The 20,537-nt window shown below is 42.4% G+C and carries 20 protein-coding genes; 13 read left to right on the forward strand and 7 right to left on the reverse strand.

What is annotated here, in order from left to right:
* Positions 1-20: 20 nt before the first annotated feature.
* The 3 genes from PYW33_RS04335 to PYW33_RS04345 all read left to right on the forward strand — a co-directional run bounded on the left by PYW33_RS04335 (position 21) and on the right by PYW33_RS04345 (position 2,176).
* Positions 21-626 (forward strand): alpha/beta fold hydrolase, encoded by a 606-nt coding sequence (locus tag PYW33_RS04335; protein ID WP_004645715.1) that lies wholly within the window; start codon positions 21-23, stop codon positions 624-626.
* A complete protein-coding gene (gene xerA / locus PYW33_RS04340; protein ID WP_004645714.1) occupies positions 627-1,562 on the forward strand; it encodes a site-specific tyrosine recombinase/integron integrase in 936 nt (311 codons plus the stop codon). It abuts the gene before it with no gap.
* A gap of 230 nt (positions 1,563-1,792) precedes the next feature.
* The gene (locus PYW33_RS04345; RefSeq protein WP_004645713.1) at positions 1,793-2,176 is read left to right on the forward strand and encodes a hypothetical protein; all 384 of its coding nucleotides are present in this window, start codon (positions 1,793-1,795) and stop codon (positions 2,174-2,176) included.
* Positions 2,177-2,384: 208 nt separating this feature from the next.
* Here the strand turns inward: PYW33_RS04345 and PYW33_RS04350 are convergent, their stop codons facing one another.
* Positions 2,385-2,879, reverse strand: a complete 495-nt coding sequence (locus PYW33_RS04350; RefSeq protein ID WP_004645712.1) for an Lrp/AsnC family transcriptional regulator — start codon at positions 2,877-2,879, stop codon at positions 2,385-2,387.
* A gap of 112 nt (positions 2,880-2,991) precedes the next feature.
* Here PYW33_RS04350 and PYW33_RS04355 point away from each other — a divergent pair, with 112 nt between their 5' ends.
* The 6 genes from PYW33_RS04355 to PYW33_RS04380 all read left to right on the forward strand — a co-directional run bounded on the left by PYW33_RS04355 (position 2,992) and on the right by PYW33_RS04380 (position 10,460).
* The gene (locus PYW33_RS04355; protein ID WP_004645711.1) at positions 2,992-3,597 is read left to right on the forward strand and encodes a LysE family translocator; all 606 of its coding nucleotides are present in this window, start codon (positions 2,992-2,994) and stop codon (positions 3,595-3,597) included.
* 523 nt (positions 3,598-4,120) lie between these two features.
* On the forward strand, positions 4,121-4,873 hold the full coding sequence (locus PYW33_RS04360; RefSeq protein WP_004280496.1) for an electron transfer flavoprotein subunit beta/FixA family protein: 753 nt from the start codon (positions 4,121-4,123) through the stop codon (positions 4,871-4,873).
* 18 nt (positions 4,874-4,891) lie between these two features.
* Complete coding sequence (locus PYW33_RS04365) at positions 4,892-5,824, forward strand: FAD-binding protein (RefSeq protein WP_004645709.1); 933 nt, start codon at positions 4,892-4,894, stop codon at positions 5,822-5,824.
* Between the two features lie 180 nt (positions 5,825-6,004).
* Entirely contained in the window at positions 6,005-6,664 is a 660-nt protein-coding gene (locus tag PYW33_RS04370; RefSeq protein ID WP_004645708.1) for a hypothetical protein, read from the forward strand.
* A gap of 320 nt (positions 6,665-6,984) precedes the next feature.
* Complete coding sequence (gyrA, locus tag PYW33_RS04375) at positions 6,985-9,966, forward strand: DNA gyrase subunit A (protein ID WP_004645707.1); 2,982 nt, start codon at positions 6,985-6,987, stop codon at positions 9,964-9,966.
* 68 nt (positions 9,967-10,034) lie between these two features.
* Positions 10,035-10,460, forward strand: coding sequence for a hypothetical protein (locus tag PYW33_RS04380; protein ID WP_004645706.1), 426 nt, complete (start codon positions 10,035-10,037; stop codon positions 10,458-10,460).
* A gap of 27 nt (positions 10,461-10,487) precedes the next feature.
* Here PYW33_RS04380 and PYW33_RS04385 read toward each other — a convergent pair whose 3' ends face one another.
* The 4 genes from PYW33_RS04385 to PYW33_RS04400 are packed head-to-tail and all read right to left on the reverse strand — an operon-like array spanning position 10,488 to position 15,317.
* The gene (locus PYW33_RS04385) at positions 10,488-11,588 is read right to left on the reverse strand and encodes an ABC transporter permease (protein WP_004645705.1); all 1,101 of its coding nucleotides are present in this window, start codon (positions 11,586-11,588) and stop codon (positions 10,488-10,490) included.
* The gene (locus PYW33_RS04390) at positions 11,585-12,715 is read right to left on the reverse strand and encodes an ABC transporter permease (protein ID WP_004645704.1); all 1,131 of its coding nucleotides are present in this window, start codon (positions 12,713-12,715) and stop codon (positions 11,585-11,587) included. Before PYW33_RS04390 ends, PYW33_RS04385 begins: the two co-directional genes overlap by 4 nt.
* Entirely contained in the window at positions 12,715-13,845 is a 1,131-nt protein-coding gene (locus PYW33_RS04395; protein WP_004645703.1) for an HlyD family secretion protein, read from the reverse strand. The genes PYW33_RS04390 and PYW33_RS04395 overlap by 1 nt, the downstream gene beginning before the upstream one ends.
* Positions 13,846-13,856: 11 nt before the next feature.
* Positions 13,857-15,317: a TolC family protein gene (locus PYW33_RS04400; RefSeq protein WP_004645702.1), complete on the reverse strand. Its 1,461-nt coding sequence runs from the start codon at positions 15,315-15,317 to the stop codon at positions 13,857-13,859.
* A 360-nt stretch (positions 15,318-15,677) separates the two neighbouring features.
* Here PYW33_RS04400 and serC point away from each other — a divergent pair, with 360 nt between their 5' ends.
* Positions 15,678-16,757 (forward strand): 3-phosphoserine/phosphohydroxythreonine transaminase, encoded by a 1,080-nt coding sequence (gene serC / locus PYW33_RS04405; RefSeq protein ID WP_004645701.1) that lies wholly within the window; start codon positions 15,678-15,680, stop codon positions 16,755-16,757.
* Between the two features lie 39 nt (positions 16,758-16,796).
* Positions 16,797-16,928: a hypothetical protein gene (locus PYW33_RS04410; protein WP_005103875.1), complete on the forward strand. Its 132-nt coding sequence runs from the start codon at positions 16,797-16,799 to the stop codon at positions 16,926-16,928.
* Between the two features lie 410 nt (positions 16,929-17,338).
* On the opposite strand, the gene PYW33_RS04415 is transcribed toward PYW33_RS04410, so the two are convergent.
* Positions 17,339-18,271, reverse strand: a complete 933-nt coding sequence (locus PYW33_RS04415) for a hypothetical protein (RefSeq protein ID WP_004645699.1) — start codon at positions 18,269-18,271, stop codon at positions 17,339-17,341.
* Between the two features lie 250 nt (positions 18,272-18,521).
* Here PYW33_RS04415 and PYW33_RS04420 point away from each other — a divergent pair, with 250 nt between their 5' ends.
* Together PYW33_RS04420 and PYW33_RS04425 are read left to right on the forward strand one after the other, a co-directional pair.
* Entirely contained in the window at positions 18,522-19,007 is a 486-nt protein-coding gene (locus PYW33_RS04420; protein ID WP_171054293.1) for a YaiI/YqxD family protein, read from the forward strand.
* A 21-nt stretch (positions 19,008-19,028) separates the two neighbouring features.
* On the forward strand, positions 19,029-19,943 hold the full coding sequence (locus PYW33_RS04425; protein ID WP_004645697.1) for a DMT family transporter: 915 nt from the start codon (positions 19,029-19,031) through the stop codon (positions 19,941-19,943).
* A gap of 9 nt (positions 19,944-19,952) precedes the next feature.
* Here PYW33_RS04425 and PYW33_RS04430 read toward each other — a convergent pair whose 3' ends face one another.
* On the reverse strand, positions 19,953-20,516 hold the full coding sequence (locus tag PYW33_RS04430) for a PilZ domain-containing protein (protein WP_004279140.1): 564 nt from the start codon (positions 20,514-20,516) through the stop codon (positions 19,953-19,955).
* Positions 20,517-20,537: the final 21 nt, after the last annotated feature.

The raw sequence follows: 20,537 nt of genomic DNA on the forward strand, positions 1-20,537 counted from the left end.
AACCGTAGAATTTGACCGAGATGAATAAGCTTGTGTTCCTGCCGGGTGCTTCAGGAAGCCAGCACTTTTGGCAGCCATTAAAGGCAGCATTAACCGAATATCCAGATCAGCAAGTCATTGCCTATCCAAGCTTTGATGGCGTAGCACCAAATTTGGCCATTCAAAATCTGCATGATTTGCAAGAATTCGTGGAAAAGCAGATAGAGGATGATTCCATTCTGATTGCCCAGTCTATGGGTGGTGTATTGGCCGTTGGGTTGGTACTTAAGCATCCACAGAAAGTCAAAGGACTGGTATTGTTGGCGACATCTGGTGGCCTGAATTTGCAATCATTTCATTGTGCAGACTGGCGAACAGATTATCATGAACATTTTAAAACAGCACCGGACTGGTTTGTACAAGACCAAACTGAATTTAGCCGCATTCAGCTTGAAAGTCTTGACATTCCGATCTTACTGATCTGGGGCGATCATGATCCTTTAAGTACTGTTCAGCTTGGACAATACTTGGCAGGAATTTTTAAAAATGCAAAATTGCATATTATCCAAGGTGGAGATCATTTCTTTGCCAATTCTCATGCAAATCAGGTTGCAATGCTGATTCAAGATTATTTGGAGCAACTCTAAATGGAGCAAGCAGTGATTGTCCCACCTCAACTCTTGCTTAACATGTGGCTGAAAGAACGTGAAATTCAAAACCAGTCCAAACATACCTTGCAAGCCTATGAACGTGATGTCTCAGATTTTTTAGAGTTTTGCCAGCGTGAGCAGCTCAATTTAAACGATGTAGAAGCCACCGATTTACGCCAGTTTCTGGCTGAAAAAGTGGAACAGCATCAGCTCAGTCCTAGCAGCCTGCAACGTATGCTTTCGGCTATTCGTCAGTTTATGAAATGGGCCGAGCAGGCTCAGCATATGGCTTTTAATCCGGCGGATGATTTTCAGTTAAAACGTCAATCGCGCCCTTTGCCGGGCATGGTCGATATTGAAACAGTCAACCAGATTATTGATCAGCCTGCGCCCGAAAATGAAATACAGCAGCAAATGTGGCTCCGGGACAAAGCGATTTTGGAATTGCTTTATTCGAGTGGGTTGCGTCTGGCAGAACTGCAAAGCCTGAGAATTAAAGATATTGATTTCAACCGGCAGTTATTACGCATTACTGGTAAAGGCAATAAAACCCGGATTGTGCCTTTTGGCTCCAAGGCCAAAGACAGCGTGATGGCCTGGTTGCAAGTCTATCCCTTATGGAATGGTGATTTTGTGCCGGAGGCGAATGTATTTATTACCCAGAAAGGCAATCCGCTCGGTGCAAGACAAATTGAAAATCGGGTCAAGTTTCAGGCGCAGCGCGCAGGCGTGAATGTAGATTTACATCCACATTTATTAAGACATTGTTTTGCGAGTCATATGTTGTCGAATAGCCGGGACTTACGCGCGGTGCAGGAAATGCTGGGACACAGTAATTTAACCACCACGCAAATTTATACTCATGTCGATTTTGATCATCTAGCCCAGATTTATGATCAGGCCCATCCGCGTGCGCAGCATAAAGAAGATTGATCATGTGACAAGTGTTAAAGAATAAAAATCATGAAAATCGTATTTTTGGCACAAAACTTTCATATATAAACCTTAAAATGGAATTGAACTGAACACTGGCGTTCGGGTAAGCATTTCACTATTGTCTTATTCGTTAAATGCGCCATTTCAGGTATAACAATAAATAGTATTTAATATTTAAAATGAATATTGCTGAGTAACATCTCAGTATTTGACCGATGGGAGGTGACATGGACACACTGGTAATTGCAGATATAGAGCAAAAATATGCACAGTTAAGTGAAGCTCAAAAAGAAATGTTTGCAGGTTATGGTTTGCGACAAATCAAGCATTTTGTGGACATTAGCTTACCCAATCTTGAAGCGACCTTACCTGAAGGCGCCATCATTCAAGGGATTAATGCCGATGGAAAAGTTCAGGCCTTTAATGCGGCGACTAGGCAATACTATTTATGGATTTCTGATTTGCAATGGCAATTGTCGAATCGTGCGACCCAGGCAGTCGATTTAAAAGAAGATGCGATTGCAATTTGGCAAATTTTTGAATTGGCAGACTATGAGCTGGTAGATTTAAGCCATGTACATCGTGATTTTTTAGCACAAGAAACTGAGTAAATTCTGAAGCATCCACATAACATAAAAATAAGATTCAGTCCTGTGATTTGGCTTTGCTCAAGAGGAAAAGGTTGTCTTCTATAGGCAACCTTTTCTTATAGGAGAACTTGTAATCTATGCGCTTGCAGCACAGGTTATGGTTTAAGCAAGCTACCATTATGCAAATCTTAAATTAAGAACATAGCGTCGTTGTCTAAAATCAGTTTGCCTATAAATCTTCTAAAGGCAGCTGGAAACTCTGTTTAATAATCTGGCTGGGTAAATCCGTTTTGACACTGGTAATACCATTTTTTTTAGTTAGATGTGTGGACTGGAATTTGCGATAACTTTCCAGATCAGGCACCACGACTTTCAACATGGCATCGCTCTCTCCCAAAATAATGTAGCACTCCATCACCTGAGGCAGTTCTTTCATCGCCTCAATAAAGGTATCAATGGTTTCGGCATCCTGACCGACTAACCAGATGCGTGAAAATAAAATCAGCTGAAAACCAATTTTTTGTTGGTCGACAATAGTCGTGTAATTCTGAATCACGCCTGCATCTTCCAGTAATTTTACCCGGCGTAAACAGGATGAAGGTGAAAGTCCGATTTCACGTGCCAGATCATTATTCTGAATACGGCCATTGGCCTGTAAATGTCGAATGATATTTTTATCAATTCGATCAAGTTTTACCCGCACAGACTTGGTGGATATTTTCATAAATTAGAATAATATTCGAAAAATAATACTTATTATAAAATAAATTGAAAGCCAATTTTGTAAAAAATCGCAGATACTTGTTTCACTTTCTGGAGTTTGAAAGGAAAAGGAAATGTCTGTATTTGTACTCTTTGCACTGACCGTGCTTCCCCTGATTTTTACGCCTGGACCCGATATGTTATTTATCCTGTCTCAAGTGATGGGTAAAGATGCAAAAGCAGGCATGATGGCAACCTTAGGGGTGTGTTGCGGTTATCTGGTGCATTCTATTCTGGTGGCACTCGGAATTGCGGCTATTATTATCTCTTTTCCGGTGCTGTTTGAAACAATTCGCTGGCTTGGGATTGCGTATCTGTTGTATTTGGCCTTTAATTTGCTCAAATCGGTATTCAGTAAAAAAGCGCTGAACATTGAGAAAAAGACCTCAGCCAATCCGATTAAAAAAGGTTTTTTTACTGCGCTGTTAAATCCAAAAGGCATGTTGATTTATTTTGCGATTTTGCCGCAGTTTATTGATAAATCCGCCAATACTGTCAGCCAAGGTTTGATCCTGTCCTTTATTTTTATCAGTCTGATTTTTGTAGTGTATTGTAGCTTAAGTATTTTGTTCAGCAAAATCAGCCAAAAAACCCAAATGGATGAACGTAAACAAAAATGGGTGGATGGAACTTCTGGTGGTTTACTGGCACTTGCTGCAAGCTGGCTCATCATCAATTAATCTGGTTGCAAAGAAGCATACTGTTCGCAGTATGCTTTTTTTATAATTGCGAAGATTTGAAATTAAATATTCACTTTGTCGGCGTAGAATTCAATGCGCTGGTTTATTATTTGGTCAATTTGTCTTTATATTAGGTTTAATTCGCTCTCAAAAAGAGTTCTGTCCAAAATGACAAAAGCTGACATACGTATATTCCGGCTGTTTTGCTTCAAGCTGCTTTAAATCAATTTAAATTAAATGTGATCAATCAAAACTTCTGATGTGATTAATCAGATAAAAAAATAATATAAATCAATGGTTAAATTTTAAGTAAATATTGATACATTTCATTGTAATAAAACGATAACAATTAATTGTGAACGCATCGTTCAGGGAAAATTACGCATTTTTACACCTCTTTGTTGAATTGTGACTTGACCGAAATGCCGTACACATTGCAAGATAGGGCACCTAAAAAAATTTAAGTGAAGAGTTACACTAACTTTTCTCAACATTTACATTTGCTAAAACAGCCGAGGATTACATGAAGGCTCTTGTTGCTGTAAAACGTGTGGTTGATGCCAACGTTAAAGTTCGTGTTAAACCGGACAACAGTGGTGTTGACTTAACTAACGTTAAAATGTCAATTAATCCATTCTGTGAAATCGCAGTGGAAGAAGCGGTTCGTTTAAAAGAAAAAGGAACTGTTTCAGAAATCATTGTTGTTTCTATTGGTCCTAAAGAAGCCCAAGAACAGATTCGTTCTGCAATGGCGCTTGGTGCTGACCGCGGTATTCTGGTTGAAGCTGATGACAGCCAACTGGGTGCGCTGGAAATCGCTAAAATTCTGAAAGGCGTTGTTGACGCTGAACAACCACAATTGATCCTTCTGGGTAAGCAAGCAATTGATGATGACTCGAATCAGGTTGGTCAGATGCTTGGCGCTCTAATGGGTGCAGGTCAAGGTACATTCGCTTCTGAAGTAAAAGTAGATGGCGATAAAGTACAAGTAACACGTGAAGTAGACGGCGGTTTACAAACTGTTGAGCTGAAACTTCCAGCAATCATTACCACGGACTTGCGTTTGAACGAGCCTCGTTATGCGGCACTTCCAAACATCATGAAAGCGCGTAAAAAACCGCTGGATACCAAGTCACCTGCAGATTTCGGTGTAAACCCTGCAACTAAACTGAAAACAGTGAAAGTTGAATCACCTGCAGAGCGTAAAGCTGGCGTACAAGTGAAGTCTGTAGACGAGCTTGTAGAAAAATTGAAAAACGAAGCGAAAGTGATCTAATACAGAAGGATAAAAATCATGAGTATTTTAGTTATCGCTGAGCACGACAACAAAGCATTAAACGCTGCTACTTTAAACGTTGTTGCTGCAGCGCAAAAAATCGGTGGTGATATCACTGTATTGGTTGCTGGTTCTGGCGCTCAGGTAGTTGCTGACCAAGCGGCTAAAGTTGCGGGCGTAAGCAAAGTATTGCTTGCTGATGACGCTGCTTATGCAAACCAATTGGCTGAAAACGTGGCTAAACTTGTTGCTGAATTAGGTAAAGGCTATACACATATCCTTGCTGCTTCTACAACAACTGGTAAAAATATTTTACCACGTGCAGCTGCGCTTCTTGACGTAAGCATGATCACTGACATCATTGCGGTAGATGGTCCTAAGACTTTCAAACGTCCGATCTATGCAGGTAACGCAATTGCAACTGTAGAATCAGGCGAAAACATCGTATTGGCGACTGTTCGTGGTACAGCATTTGATGCTGTAGCTGCTGAGGGCGGTTCTGCTGCTGTTGAAGCTGCTGCGTCTACGGGTGATGCGGGTATTTCTAAGTTTATCAACGAAGAAATCGTAAAATCTGAACGTCCTGAACTGACAGCTGCGCGTATTGTGGTTTCTGGTGGTCGTGGTGTAGGTTCTGGTGAGAACTATCACAAGATCCTTGATCCATTGGCCGACAAGCTTGGTGCTGCTCAAGGTGCATCACGTGCTGCGGTAGATGCTGGCTTCGTACCAAACGATATGCAAGTGGGTCAAACTGGTAAAATCGTTGCACCTGACCTGTACATCGCTGTAGGTATCTCTGGTGCGATTCAGCATTTGGCTGGTATGAAAGAATCTAAAGTGATCGTTGCGATCAACAAAGATGAAGAAGCGCCAATCAATGCAGTCGCTGACTACTGGTTAGTCGGTGACCTGAACACTGTAATTCCAGAATTGGTTTCTAAAATCTAATTTCTGAATCGGGTTCAAAATACGCTCTTGTGCAAGCAGTGAAAGCAATGCTTTACTGTTTTGTCCAAGGGCGTTTTTTTTATGCAAAAATTTTAAAAATACCCGGCAGTCGAAACTAGAGTATTTCATTTGCATGAAAAGTGATAAAATCCCGGTTTGCTTTTTCTCCTGTTTTTAATCATGTCCTTTTCCAAAGCCGCCCATATCCTGTTCATTAGTTTTCTGCTGATTGCGCTTTATCTGGGTATTTGTATTCATACTGCCCTGAATGCACCGCCTGCGGTGACTCAGTATTTATTTAGTGAATCAGGCGCTTTTGAAGTCATGAGTCCATGGTTATGGTACTTGCTGGCAGTGCTGTGTTTGCTTAATGTTGAAATCAAGCCCAATACCCGAGTGTTTACGGCTATAGCAGCGATATTGTTGGGATTACGGGAAATGGATTTTCATAAGCAGGTGTTTGAAATTAGCTTTATCAAAACGAATTTCTATCGTAGTGCTGAAATTCCGCTCATGGATAAGCTGCTCGGATTTATTTTATTGCTCGGGATTATTTTTGTCTTTCTGATATTGGCGAAAAAATTGGTTCAAACCATACGAAGCATGAAAGATTCTTTGAATATTGCACATTTTTTTATCTTCCTTACCATTGCCTGTGGCGGACTAAGCAAGGTGCTCGATCGCACGACTTCAACCCTGAAAGATGAATTTGGCATCCAGTTGGTGCCGCATACACAAATCATGATTATGACTATTGAGGAAGGGGTGGAGATGTTATTGCCAGTTTTATTGATTGTGGCTGTGCTGAGCTATCGTAAAGTACTGAACCAGGCACAATAAAAATATAGAAAAAACGATGAAGATGCGCCAGTTGATTGGCGCATTTTGTTTTTGTACTCCTGTATTTCTCAAAATTTTGGGTATGGAAAAATCCTGTCTGGATGTGCTGGTTTTCGGTTTTGAAATAACAAGAAAATGATCACTAAAATGAAGATAATTAACAAGGTTAAGCTGAATATTTCGACACAAAAATACAAGTGTTTATGCTATAATTTAGGGCTGTATTTTAGTTTTTAACTCAGTCGTTTGAGTTAATGATTTTGCTAGTTTTACGACATATAAATACAAGCCAAAACTGGCTTGTAGAATAAGGAGTATGCATGAGCGTATCGGAAATTAGACCGATTGCCATTGAGGATGAACTTAAAAGCTCATATCTCGATTATGCGATGAGCGTGATTGTGTCACGTGCATTGCCCGATGTACGAGATGGTTTAAAACCTGTTCATCGTCGTGTGCTTTTCGCAATGCACGAATTAGGCAATGACTATAACAAAGCTTATAAAAAGTCTGCACGTGTAGTCGGTGACGTGATCGGTAAATATCACCCGCATGGTGATTCTGCCGTATACGAAACCATTGTACGTATGGCGCAAGATTTCAGCTTGCGTTACCAATTGGTTGATGGTCAAGGTAACTTCGGTTCGGTCGATGGCGATAGCGCAGCAGCCATGCGTTATACTGAAGTGCGTATGCGTAAACTGACCCACGAACTGTTAGCGGATCTTGAAAAAGATACCGTCGAGTGGGAAGACAACTACGATGGCTCTGAGCGTATTCCTCAAGTCATGCCAACCCGTGTACCGAACTTGTTGATTAATGGTGTCACTGGTATCGCAGTCGGTATGGCGACCAATATGGCGCCGCATAATATGACTGAAGTTGTGAATGCGTGTCTGGCCTATGCTAATGATCCTCAGATCAGCATCGAAGGATTGATGGAACATATTTCTGGTCCGGATTTCCCGACAGGCGGTATTATTTACGGTAAATCAGGCATTGTCGATGCTTACCGTACCGGTAAGGGTCGTTTGCATATCCGTGGTAAGTACCATTTCGAAGAAGATCCGAAAAATGGCCGTACCACCATCGTATTTACTGAAATTCCATATCAGGTCAATAAAGCAAAAACCATTGAGCGTATTGCTGAACTGGTCAAAGAGAAAAAACTCGAAGGCATTTCAGAGCTTCGTGACGAGTCTGACAAAGACGGTATGCGTATCGCGATTGACCTGAAGCGCGGTGAAAACGCCGAAGTGATCGTGAACAACCTGTTCCAGAACACACAACTTGAAAACTCTTTCAGCATCAATATGGTTTGCCTGGACAATGGCCAACCAAAATTGATGAATCTGAAAGACATCATTGCAGCGTTTATCCGTCACCGTCAGGAAGTGGTCACGCGTCGTACCATGTTCGAATTACGCAAAGCGCGTGAACGCGGTCATATCTTGGAAGGTTTAACCGTTGCTCTGGCGAATATTGATGCCATCATCGAAACCATCAAGAGTTCTGCGAATCCGGCTGAAGCGCGTGAGCGTTTGCAGGCAGGTGAATGGGCTGGTGGCGGTGTTTTGGCATTGCTAGAAAAAGCCGGTTCGGTTTCTGTGCGTCCGGATGAGATTGAAGGTGAAGACCCAAGTCGCCCCTTTGGTTTGGATGGCGAGATTTATCGTCTGTCACCGACCCAGGTGAATGCGATTATGGAACTTCGCTTGCACCGTTTAACCGGTCTGGAACAAGACAAGTTACATGCTGAATATAGTGAAATCCTGTCACAAATCGCTGAACTGACTGCAATTTTGAATGACTTTAATCTGTTGATGAACGTGATTCGTGAAGAATTGGCATTAATTCTTCAGCAGTATGGCGATGCACGTAAAACATCGATTGTCGAGTCACGTATCGATTTCTCTCGTGAAGATCTGATTCCTGAAGAGCAAATGGTTCTGACGGTATCGAAATCAGGTTATGCAAAAACTCAACCATTGTCTGACTACGCTGCACAGCGTCGTGGTGGTCGTGGTAAGTCTGCGACTAGCATGAAAGAAGATGATTACATTCAACATCTGATTGTGACTTCAAGTCATGCGACAGTACTTTGTTTTACCAACGTTGGTAAGGTCTATCGTCTGAAAGTGTATGAAGTGCCGCAAGCATCACGTGGTGCCAAAGGCCGCCCAATGGTGAATTTGCTGCCACTGGATGAAAACGAGACCATTACTGCGATCTTGCCTGTCATTGACGCGCCGAAGAAATTTAAAGAACGTCTGGCTGACTTCAAGGCATTTGTAAAAGCCAATGCAGCGCAGTTGCAAGCCAATGAAGTGATCAATGCTCATTTTGCCGAGCTTGAAGCTGCCCTGACTGAATCTGAAGATGGTGCGGATGATATTTCTGATGCATTGCGTATTCAATTGAAACAGTTGGGCTTGGAGCTTTCTGCAACAGACCTTGATGATGACATTATCAATGACTTTGCTCAGCAGGCTGAAGCGGTACGTAAAAACTTCTATGTGTTTATGGCGACTGAATACGGTACGATTAAACGTGTAGAGCTTGAACAGTTCTCAAATGTTCGTTCAAACGGTTTACGTGCGATTGAGCTGAATGGCGATGATACCTTGATTGGTGTAGCGATTACTGATGGCGAACAGCAAATCATGTTGTTCTCGAACGAAGGTAAAGCCATTCGCTTCGCAGAGACTGATGTACGTTCAATGGGCCGTTCTGCCAAAGGTGTACGTGGTATGCGCGTGACTATTGGTGCAGCTGCACAGCTAGAAGAAAATGATGAAACTGAGATCGAGTCTGATGACGAAGATGGTTCAGATTCAGCATTGATTAGCCGTATTGTGTCACTGGTGGTAGTACCTGAAACTGGCGAAGTACTGTGTGCATCTGAAAATGGTTATGGTAAACGTACTCCAGTAGACGATTTCCCGACCAAGAAACGTGGCGGTAAGGGCGTGATTGCGATCAAGACCTCTGAACGTAACGGTCAATTGGTGGGCGCTGTTGCCATCGATGCTTCTAAAGAACTGATGCTAATCTCTGATGGCGGTACGCTGGTTCGTACCCGTGCATCTGAAGTGGCGCAAACCGGTCGTAACGCACAGGGTGTTCGTCTGATCCGCCTAGGTAATGAGGAATTGCTGGTTGGTGTCGTTTCAATCGAAGCGGTTGAAGAAGATGAGTTTGTTGAAGCGATTGAAGGTGCAGAATCTTTAGTAGCAGAAACAGATGTAGCAGCTGAAACTGAGCAAGTTGCAAAAGATGGTGAAAATTCAGTAGAAGAATAAGTTTTTTACTGATAAAAAGGGCGCTTCGGCGTCCTTTTTTATAAACCTTGACTGCATAAGGGTAAGCGATGAAAACCAAATTAATGTTGTTGGCAGCAGCGGTTGCATTGACTGGCTGTAATTCAATGGACAATATTCCGAATCCGAGTCCTGAACAGGAAAAGGCGGCACAGCTGGCTTATGAGGATTTGCGTGACGGGAAATATGAGGAATTTCTGGATCAGTTAGAACCGCAGTTGCAAACCCAGTTTAAGGATAATGAAAAGCTGATGAAACGCTTTTCACGTTCAATTCCTCAAGGTGAATACAAGTCTAAGACTTTAATGACCAAAGAGATCGAAGAAGTAACCAATCAGCCTGGACAATATAAGGTCAGTTATGAAATTGCCTATCCGGAGAATCTGGTTCAGTATGATGTGAGTTTTGATAAGCCGAATGGTAGCAACAAGATTCGTAATTTCAATATTCAGGTCTTTGGCGAATCAAGTAAATAAGTGGAATAGGCGCATTGCTATAATGTTCTATCTGCTTTGATGACCAGAAATTAAACGTCGATAAGCCAAGAAAAAGCACATGCTGCCGATCATTCCAAGATAGAGCAGTTTAGGCAAGACTAGCTCTGTAGGCACACCCATTTGATTGAGTTGAATAAACATCTGCACAATTTGGGTGGAAGGCAGGATTTCGCCAACGACTTGCATCCAGGTGGGCATGGCGGCATGCGGCCAGGCCGCACCAGATAAAAAGAATAGTGGAATGGAAGTGAATACAATAACATGCCCCGCACGTTCTGGCAGATCCAGAAAACTGGCAAATAGACAGGTCATGCCAATTATTGTGTAGATAAAAACCGGAACAGCCAGCAGCATCCCAAGCAGGTTGCCACCGCGCGGATAATCAAATAGCCAGAAGCTAAAACCGAATAAATAGAAACATCCCAGACAGCCAATAGTAAAGACCGCTAAACACATCCCAATCAATGCATTTGCGTTTAATTCTACTTTTCTTTCCCGATATACCAAAATCAGCATACTCAAACCCAAAAGAATGGTTTGGTGAATAATTAAAGGTGCAACCGCAGGAAAGACATAGCTGCCATAGCCGGACAGCGGATTAAATAAAGGAATTTGATGCACAGAAAGGGCAGGTGAAAAATCCGAGATCTTGCCAAAGCGTTCAGTATAATCTGTCAAAGTTTGCTCAACTGATGTAGCTAAGCCCAGACCAATTTGTTTGGTCACTAAAAAGTTGGCCGTGCTTAAATACAGTCCAATGCCGCCTGTTTCACCATGCCTTAAGCTTTGCGATAAATTGTCCGGTAGCAGTAAAATGCCATCGGCTTTTTGAGATTCAACCCATTGTTTGGCTTCGGCAAAATTGCCGGTAATCGCCTCAATTTCTACATTGGGGCTTTGTGCCACCTGACCAATAATACGGGTGCTTAAGTTACTTTGTTCTTCATCGACAATAATAATCGGTAAGGCTTCAGCCTGCTGTGCCTGATAAGCGGTTGGATAAAAAAAGCTGTAAAATAAGACGGATAGAATAAGCGTGGTAAAGATCGTGCCGTGACTGACAATATCCTTGAAGCTTTGCAGATAGTAAAACCAGAGGGATTTCATTGGACTGCTCCTTTAGCTATTTTTTTAAGAAACAGATAAGCCAGCAAAGCGTAGACTAGGGCATAGATCAGCAGCATTAATCCAGCTTGCAGTGAAATATGCAATGGACTACCAATCACCCATTGTTCAGTTTGTAATTTGGCATAGGGCGTAAACGGAATAATATTGGACCAAAACTGGGTGAATAGGGGCGCATTATTTAAAGGTAAAGTCACACCGGCAAAACTTAAAGATGAACCGCCATAGACCGCAATGATGCCAAAAGATTTACTTAAATCTTTGGTTGCCAGAACCACTGCACTGCTTAAAAATGCATAAGCGCTATATAGCAGAAATTGTGCCGATAGAATCAGGCTGAGCGAACCGGCAACAAACCAGCCGCGAATTTCAATCAGCCAGAACATCCAGATCCAGGTCCATAGACTAAAAATAGCCACATAGACCAGGTTCTTAGACAGCAATGCCATCCAGATGGATGAGTTGCTGACCCAGCTTGTTAAGGTCTGCCGCTTCAGTTCCTGACCGACGGAAAATGCCACACAACAACACAGTAGTAAATGCAGAATTGCCGGAATGACATAGGGTTCCAGATAGAATTCATAATTCAGCTGCGGATTATACAGTGGCGATATTTTGATATGCGGTGACGGTGCTTCGAGAGAGGGCAGCCGGTTGCCCAGATATTGCTGTCCGCTAAATTCAGCGAGTGCTTGCAGGGTACTAACCAGCATGGCAGACGAAATGGTATTTCCGATACTGAAATAACTCTGGTTAAAGGCAATACTGATGTCAGCATCCTGAGCACGAACCAGACGTTGCTCGGCGCCGCTTGGAATATGGATATAACCCCAAATTTTATTTTGATTTAGCAGGCGCTCAATCTCAGCTGTTTGTTCCGACACCGTAGCAATTTTAAGAGTATGATTCAGCGCCACATGCTGATAAATGCTTTGACTCAGCGCACTCTGGTCTTGATCAATAATCGCAATCGGTAAATGATCCGGTTTCCCTTGAGCAAACATGCTGCTGAATAAAATAATCACCAGTGCAGGTGCCAGCGTGACCAGACACAGATCCCATTTTTCTCGGAGCAGATAGCGCAGTTCGCGCCATATACCCGTCCACATTATCGGGTCTCTTTCAGTTTAAATAACACGCTCATCCCGACTCTGAGTTCAGGAATTGCTGGTGCGGGCACAAGATGCAGCTTAAAACTTCGTACATCATAACCGCCGGTTTGGCGTGTGGTCTTAATGGTGGCAAATTCGCCCTCGGCACTGATCTGCTTGATTTTAAAAGTGGCGGTTTTATCTAGGGCGGGAATATAACCTTCAATACTGCTCATTTTCTGAAATGGGGCATATTGGTCTTCACGAATATTCAGGCTCACCCACATTTGATCTTCAATCAGACTGACTACAGGGACTGCGGTGGCTACCAGCTCCGAGACTTTGCCATAGGTTTTAGACACCGTTCCGTTTACAGGTGCAACTAATTGAGTTTCTGCTTCTAAAGCATTGGCTTCATCCAGCGCAGCCTGGGCAATATCTACCTGTGCATCGGCAGAACTCTTTTGCTGCGAAGTGCTGCCACGTTTGGCACGTGCATATTGCTGATACGCCGCCTCTGTCATTTGCGCCGCTGATTGACTGGCTGCATACAATTCATCACGGCGCTGGCGTGAAATCACACCTTCCTTAAATAAATTTGCACCACGCTCATAAGAAACTTTGGCTAAATTTTGCTGTGCTTTCAGCGATTGCCAGTTGGCATACAGACTGGCGATATTTTCTTCCTGCGAGCCACGTTCAGCAGTCGATTGTAAGGCTAGCGCAGATTGTAAAGCCGCTACGGCTTGCTGTTTTTTGGCCTGAATTTCCGGGCTGTTTAAGCGCACCAGCACATCGCCTTTTTTGACCCGCTGACCTTCTTCTACATAGATTTCTTCAATACGGCTTGGCACTTTGGTCGCCACCTGAACCGTTTCAGCTTCTACACGACCCTGCAATTCCAGCGGAGCCGGTTGGTAGCTTTTCCATAATCCAAATGCGATGACTGCCAGCAGAACTGGAATCAGGGCGAGCAATAAATATTTTTTCTTTTTAGCGATTTCAGGAGCTTGTTGTTGCTCGGTCGAAGTCGTCGCGTTGTTTTCTATTTCAGTTTTTGTTTCTACCTGTTGCGCAGGCGATTTTTCTGTATCGCTGGATGAAGCCGCTTCATTCACAGGATCATTGGGTTTTTGATCTTCGTTCATGTTCGGCTCCATTAGCGAATATAGTGAGTGTTGGTATGTTGGATGTAGTTCGGAAATTCTGCAATCGAGCCATGGCTTTGTAATAGTGTGGCCAGTGACATCACATATTTGTAAGCATTCAAGGCAGTTTCGGCTCGTAGTCCGCTCAGCATATTTTGTGCATCGATGACCTGTATGGCGGTGCCCATATCTTCTTTAAAGGACAATTCTTGGATGCGTAAATTTTCCTGTGCGGCTTTCAAGTTTTGTGCCAGAAGCGCATCACTTTGCTGTGCGCTGAGTGCTTCGCTATAAGATTTATAAATCAGATTTTCAATTTCCTGCTGGGTGCGTGCAGTGAGTAATTCTGTAGCAGAGCGTTTGAGTTCGGCAGCCTGAATATTTTTGTTTTTATCGATCCCGGAAAACAGGTTATAGCGTGCGGCAACCCCGACAATCCAGTTTTCATTTTGATCCAGACTATATTCGCCAAAAGCAAAAACATTCGGTTTTTTTGCCGCTTGCTGGGCTTTGACATTGGCTTGAGCCAATTGGGTATCCAGCTGCATTTTTTGAATCAACGCAGAGTTCTGACTAAAGGTTTTCAGCAGATGATTTAAGGCCTGTGGCTTGGTTTTATTGACAAATAAAGGCGTTGAAAGCTCAGTGATGCTACTTTCCTGAAGCAGATTATTCAGATGGAAAAGGGCAGCATTCAAATTGGCTTGCGTGTTTTGCTGGCTGCGCTCGGCATTATTGCGTGCCACTTCAAACTGCATGCGGTGGCCTTTACTGATAAAACCTTGCTGTTCCATCTTTAAGGCATTGCGATAATGCTGCTGCATGGCATTCAGGTTAAACAGCGCAGCTGCATGCAGTTGCTTTTGAAGCTGCACATTGAAATAACTTTGAATCAGTTCAAAACGCTGCGTGTCTTGCTGCTGTTTGTTGCTGAGCTGACTACGACCGACCTGAATATTGGCGATTTCTTTAGCGCTGCTTGTCAGTCCACCGGTATAAAGCGGCATCATGACTGAAATCGTCGGGCGAATCACCTGATCATCCAGCACGACATTCGAACTATCAGGAATTAAGCCAACTCCATTTTGGATAGGTTGTCTTAAACTATTTTTTAGTGGGTCAGCCAGACCCCCTAAGTTCAGTTCATCAATTCTATTATTGACACCATCCGTTAAGGATTGCTCTAAATTATTTTTTAATGCACCTAAAGGTAGATCGAGTTCATTATGAAAGGCATACGCACGAACATTCAGGTCGACTCGTGGCAGACCTATACCTTTCACTGCTTCAGCTTCAAGTTTTGAAGCCTGCTCCAGACTTTGATAGGCTTGGCTGCTATAAGAGTTTTGCAACAACTGACGTTCAGCGTCCTGAAAGCTGATGCTCTGCGCATGAGCAAAGCTGCCATACATCATCGATGCAAGCAGATTTAACCCCCAGACAAGCTGTCTTTTATTTTTCTTTAAGTTCATAAAGTCGCTAAACTGATTTAAAGCCGATAATGTTATCCGGCTAGTATAAATCAAAGGTTTGCAGATAGAACTAGTGTAAAGTTATAATATTGTTTCTTTTACATCTGTATTTCAAATACTTATCGGCTGTTTTTAATGGAATATCTAGAATCAAAAAATGGCTTAATCTTGAATATTTTCAATTGTTAGTTCAAAGATGATAAAAACAGCAGGCTAAAATACTGGTCAATTTATCTTGTGAATCTACATTGATTTTTTGACTCTATCTTGACTCATAGATTGAAATAATTTTGTGCAAGACCCTGCCAGATATGGTTAAATGCCATCATTTTATTGTGTTTCACTCTGAAAGGAAAAATCATGCGCGCGTACAACTTCTGTGCTGGTCCTGCTGCATTACCGACTGCCGTACTTGAAAAAGCTCAAGCTGAAATGCTTGACTGGCATGGCAAAGGTCTTTCGATCATGGAAATGAGCCACCGTAGTTCCGACTATGTTGCCATGGCTGAAAAAGCGGAAGCAGACCTGCGCAAACTCATGAATATTCCTGAGAATTACAAAGTATTGTTCTTGCAGGGTGGGGCATCACTACAGTTCTCGGCAATTCCATTGAACTTGCTTGGCAAAAACAACAAAGCAGACTATATCGATACCGGCATCTGGTCAGAAAAAGCTTTGAAAGAAGCGCAACGTTATGGCGATATCAATGTTGTAAAAGCAGGTGTCCAAATTGATGGCAAATATGCGATCAGTGCACAAAGCGAATGGAATCTTTCTGATGATGCAGCTTATGTGCATTATGCCGATAATGAAACCATTGGCGGTCTGCAATTTGCTTCAATTCCTGAAACAGACAAGCCATTAGTTTGCGATTATTCATCTAGTATTTTATCTGCGCCAGTAGATGTCTCTAAATTTGGTTTGATCTATGCGGGTGCGCAAAAGAATATCGGGCCTGCTGGTTTAACGCTGGTGATCATTCGTGAAGATTTACTTGATCAAGCCAAACCTGAAATTCCAAGCATCTTGAAATATTCAGATCAAGCGAAAAATGGCTCAATGGTTAACACACCATCAACTTATGCATGGTACTTGTCTAGTCTGGTGTTTGAGTGGTTGCTAGAAAATGGCGGTGTAGATGCCATGCACAAAGTGAACCTTGAGAAAGCTAACTTACTTTATGGTTATATCGATCAAAGCGATTTTTATGCGAATCCGATTGCAAAAGCAAACCGTTCGATCATGAACGTACCATTTACTTTGGCCAATGCTGATCTTGAGAAACAGTTCCTGAAAGAAGCTGAAGCGCAGCATTTATTAAATCTTGCTGGTCACCGTTCGGTTGGCGGTATGCGCGCAAGTATTTATAATGCCGTGCCTTTAGAGGGCGTGCAGGCATTAGTGAACTTTATGGATGACTTTGCCAAACGCAATGGTTAATTCCTGAAACGAAAAAACCCAGCACAAGCTGGGTTTTTTATGAATACAATAATTTTAGAAAATAAAAGTATGCAGGATGAATCCGCAGATCAGCATCCCCAACATGAAAAAAAGGCAGGACATCATATCAATATTATAGCGGGAGCTAAGATGATGCTCGACCTGTTGTAATGTTTCTTCTTGCACGATTTTCATAGATATTTATTGTCCGATCTATTTATCGTTAATACTAATTTGTTGTGAGTATTTTTATCATAAAAAATTGATTAAATAAAGTACATTTTTAATTAAAGAGCATAAATTTTCATTTTATTTAAATATCAGATTTGCACGACATCAGATTATTTATATGAGAAATCAAATGCTTATTTTTACAAGGTTTTTAAGGTCATTTTAAATATTTAAAATGAATTCATTTGAATTTAAAAATGTGGATAACTTGGTTTTTAATGACTTTAAATAGATTATTAAGCCAGAAAATATGTATAAAAAATAATCAAAAAATAAAATGACAAATAAGAATATAGATGGATTAAAAGAAGATACCCATCAAAATGAATATCTTCTTTATATGTTTGAACTTAAGCTGCTTTTCTATAAATATTGGCCTGAATCCACAAGTTTCCACGAATATACTGGCCAATCTGGAAGTTTTTGTACTGGTCATTCCGCGTTGCAATCCGGATCAAGGTCGCAGGCTGGCCTTCGTCATGAATCAGGGTGACATCATACAGGGTGTAGTCCTGATCCATAAATTGCATGGTAGTTTTACCGACAATATTGCCCTGAAACCAAGCTTCATCTTCCTGACCCATGGTTTCGCCGTATAGATAAGCCACCATTTTAGAAAAATCTACAGTGACAGGTTCTTTATCTTCTTCAGACTGCGGCTGCCAGGCATCAATCTGTTCCTGCAGATTATCCGGCGCTACACCATTATTGGCAGCCAGAATATCATTCAAGGCACGGTGGTGCTTGATCGAAGCCGGATCATCAACCACCAGATGCTCATGATCTGTGACCGCTTCAAGTTCATAGGCCCAGCCATTCAGATTCACCACATAGGACTGGTCTTTTTCATAATGTGGGTGATTGACGCTATACAGGCTATCGAAAGCGTAAATAATATTGTTAGCACCCAGATTCAGGCGCAATACAGCTTGGGTGTTGGATTTACAGGAAATAATCCGGTCAATCGTGGCTTTCACCTGATAAGGACTGTCAAAGCACGGAAATGCAGTTTTTACTGCTTGAGGTTTGTTGTTTTCGACGGCAATCACTTGACTCAACTGTACCGCAGCTTTGCTCGGTCCCTGAATCAGCCAGGTCTCTGCATCCATATCACATTCTTGTGTACAAAGGCCCATCGGCATGATTGGTTCATCAAGAGCTTTGCCTAACCACTGTGGAACATCTGTGCCAGGGTTGTCGGTGAGCAAGGTCCAATGTTCGACATGACTACCGAAATTTTGATCATCAATGGTGATGATCTCTGGGCTATTCTGATTTTTCATATGCACAATTGATCTTGGATGATGTATTTATAGTTAATCGAGGGTCATTGCGATTTTTCAAGTCAATCGAATGAATTTTAAAATTAAAATGCCAGTCAAATGAAGTCAATTTTTTTTCTCGCGTGAATCATGCCAGTTTTACCGGGCACATACTTTTTAAAATATTGATGACAGATGCAATGAAAATGGAGCGATTTAATCATCAACCTGATCACTGCAATTTGCTAGAATAACCATGATTTATACCTTAATGGGAAGCCCTGTGTTGCCATTCAAACTTTGGGTCGATGCCGATGCATTGCCCCGTATGCTGCGAGATGTGATTATTCGTGCTTCGGATCGCTATCAGCTGGAAGTCACTTTTGTTGCCAATCAGCCAGTCGGAATCACACCTTCGGTCAGAATTAATTCAATTCAGGTGATGAGTGGGGCGGATGCGGCAGATAAAGAAATTATTCTGCGCATGAAAGAGCATGATATTGTCATGACCCAAGATATTCCCTTGGCTGCGGAAGTGATTGAAAAAGGCGGTATTGCGATTCATCCCCGTGGTGAAATTTATACTACGGCCAATGTGAAAGCGCGCTTACACCTGCGCGATTTTATGGACAGCCTACGCGGAGCTGGCGTGCAAACGGGCGGTCCGCCACCGATTTCAGAGCGGGATAAACGCGAATTTTCCAGTGCACTCGATCAGACCATCCAAAAACAAAAACGTAAAACTTCCGCGCTTTAAGCCTTATTCAGAGTGACTCGCATGCCCACACAAACCAATATGATTGCCACCTATCTTTTATTGGTTTTTATCTGGGCGACGACACCGCTGGCTATCGTCTGGAGTGTGACGGATTTGCATCCGCTCTGGGCCCTGGCATTGCGCTTCTTTCTGGCTTTGCCTTTTGCATTTGCCTTGTTGTGGCTATTTAAAACCCGTTTTCCCTTAGATAAATTATCCATGCACAGTTACCTGGCTGGCGCATGCAGTTTTATCGGCTCACAGATTTTCACTTATCTGGCCACGGATTATCTGAGTTCAGGCATTATTGCCCTGATGTTCGGACTGGCGCCGATTATTACCGGTTTAATTGGCCGTTTTGTATTTCAGCTTAAGCTCTATCCTTCGCAGTGGGGTGGTATGGCGATTGCCTTGCTGGGTCTGGGCATTATCTGTGTCGGTGGCAAAGATCAGCATATTCAGCCGATTGGCATAGGCCTGATGTTGCTCAGTGTTTTTATTTACTGTGTTTCGATGTTCTGGGTGAAAAAAGTTAATGCACCTCTCGAACCTATGGCACAAGCGGCCGGTTCTATTGCTGTTTCAGCGGTCATGGCCTGTACCATGTTGCCATTTATCTGGCAATTTGCACCAACCCAGATCCCACAGGCAAAATCGCTGATTGGACTCAGTTATGCTGTAATCATGGCTTCCCTGATTGCGATGTTCTGTTATTTTAAACTGGTGCAGAAAATCAAGGCGACCACTTTGTCATTGACCACCGTATTGACGCCGATGCTGGCCTTATTTGTCGGGGTGATTCTGAATGATGAAAAATTATCGGGTGGGGCTGTCTTCGGTGTCGTTATCTTACTGGCTGGTTTGTTGTTATATTTTTCCAGAGAAATTAAAGCGAGCTATAACGCTCGCCTTTCATCACCCAGCAGCACTGACTAAAGCAGTAATTTAAACAAAGTGAGCCTTGACGCATTCACCCAGTTTGACACGGTCTTGGGGATGCATGGTAATAAAATATGCACCAGTCCGATATTTGCCATTTTCTTCTTCGCGACTGTAGGCCACCTGAGCGGTTGCTGCAATATGGAAGAAATTTTCCGGATGACTCAAAGTCACGTGCAGATAGGTGCCTTCAGCGATAGGGCGCTCATTAAAGAAACTAAAACCGGTTTCTGAAAAGTTCACTTGCTCTGGCACAGGTAACATGCTTTGTACAATTGCGTCATACAAAGAACCGGTAATAAGGTTTAACTTTTGATTAAATAAGGATAAGATTCGAGCAATTTGTTGATCTTTTTCAGATAATTGTTCTAATTCGTAGTTAACCGCATGATCAAATTGATCTAGTTCTGCAAGTAGTAGAAAATAGCGGGGCAAGACGAAGTTAGGATCGTAAGGATCATTCAAGGCAACATCATCGGAAATAATCTGATAATTAATTCGTAAGGCAGCATCGATTCGAGACATGACGCGTCTTTCCGTAAATCCGTTTGGATGCTGTACATTTTCCATAATTTATTACCTCGGACTAGA

The sequence above is a fragment of the Acinetobacter lwoffii genome (genome assembly GCF_029024105.1).
Classification (GTDB): Bacteria; Pseudomonadota; Gammaproteobacteria; order Pseudomonadales; family Moraxellaceae; genus Acinetobacter; species Acinetobacter lwoffii.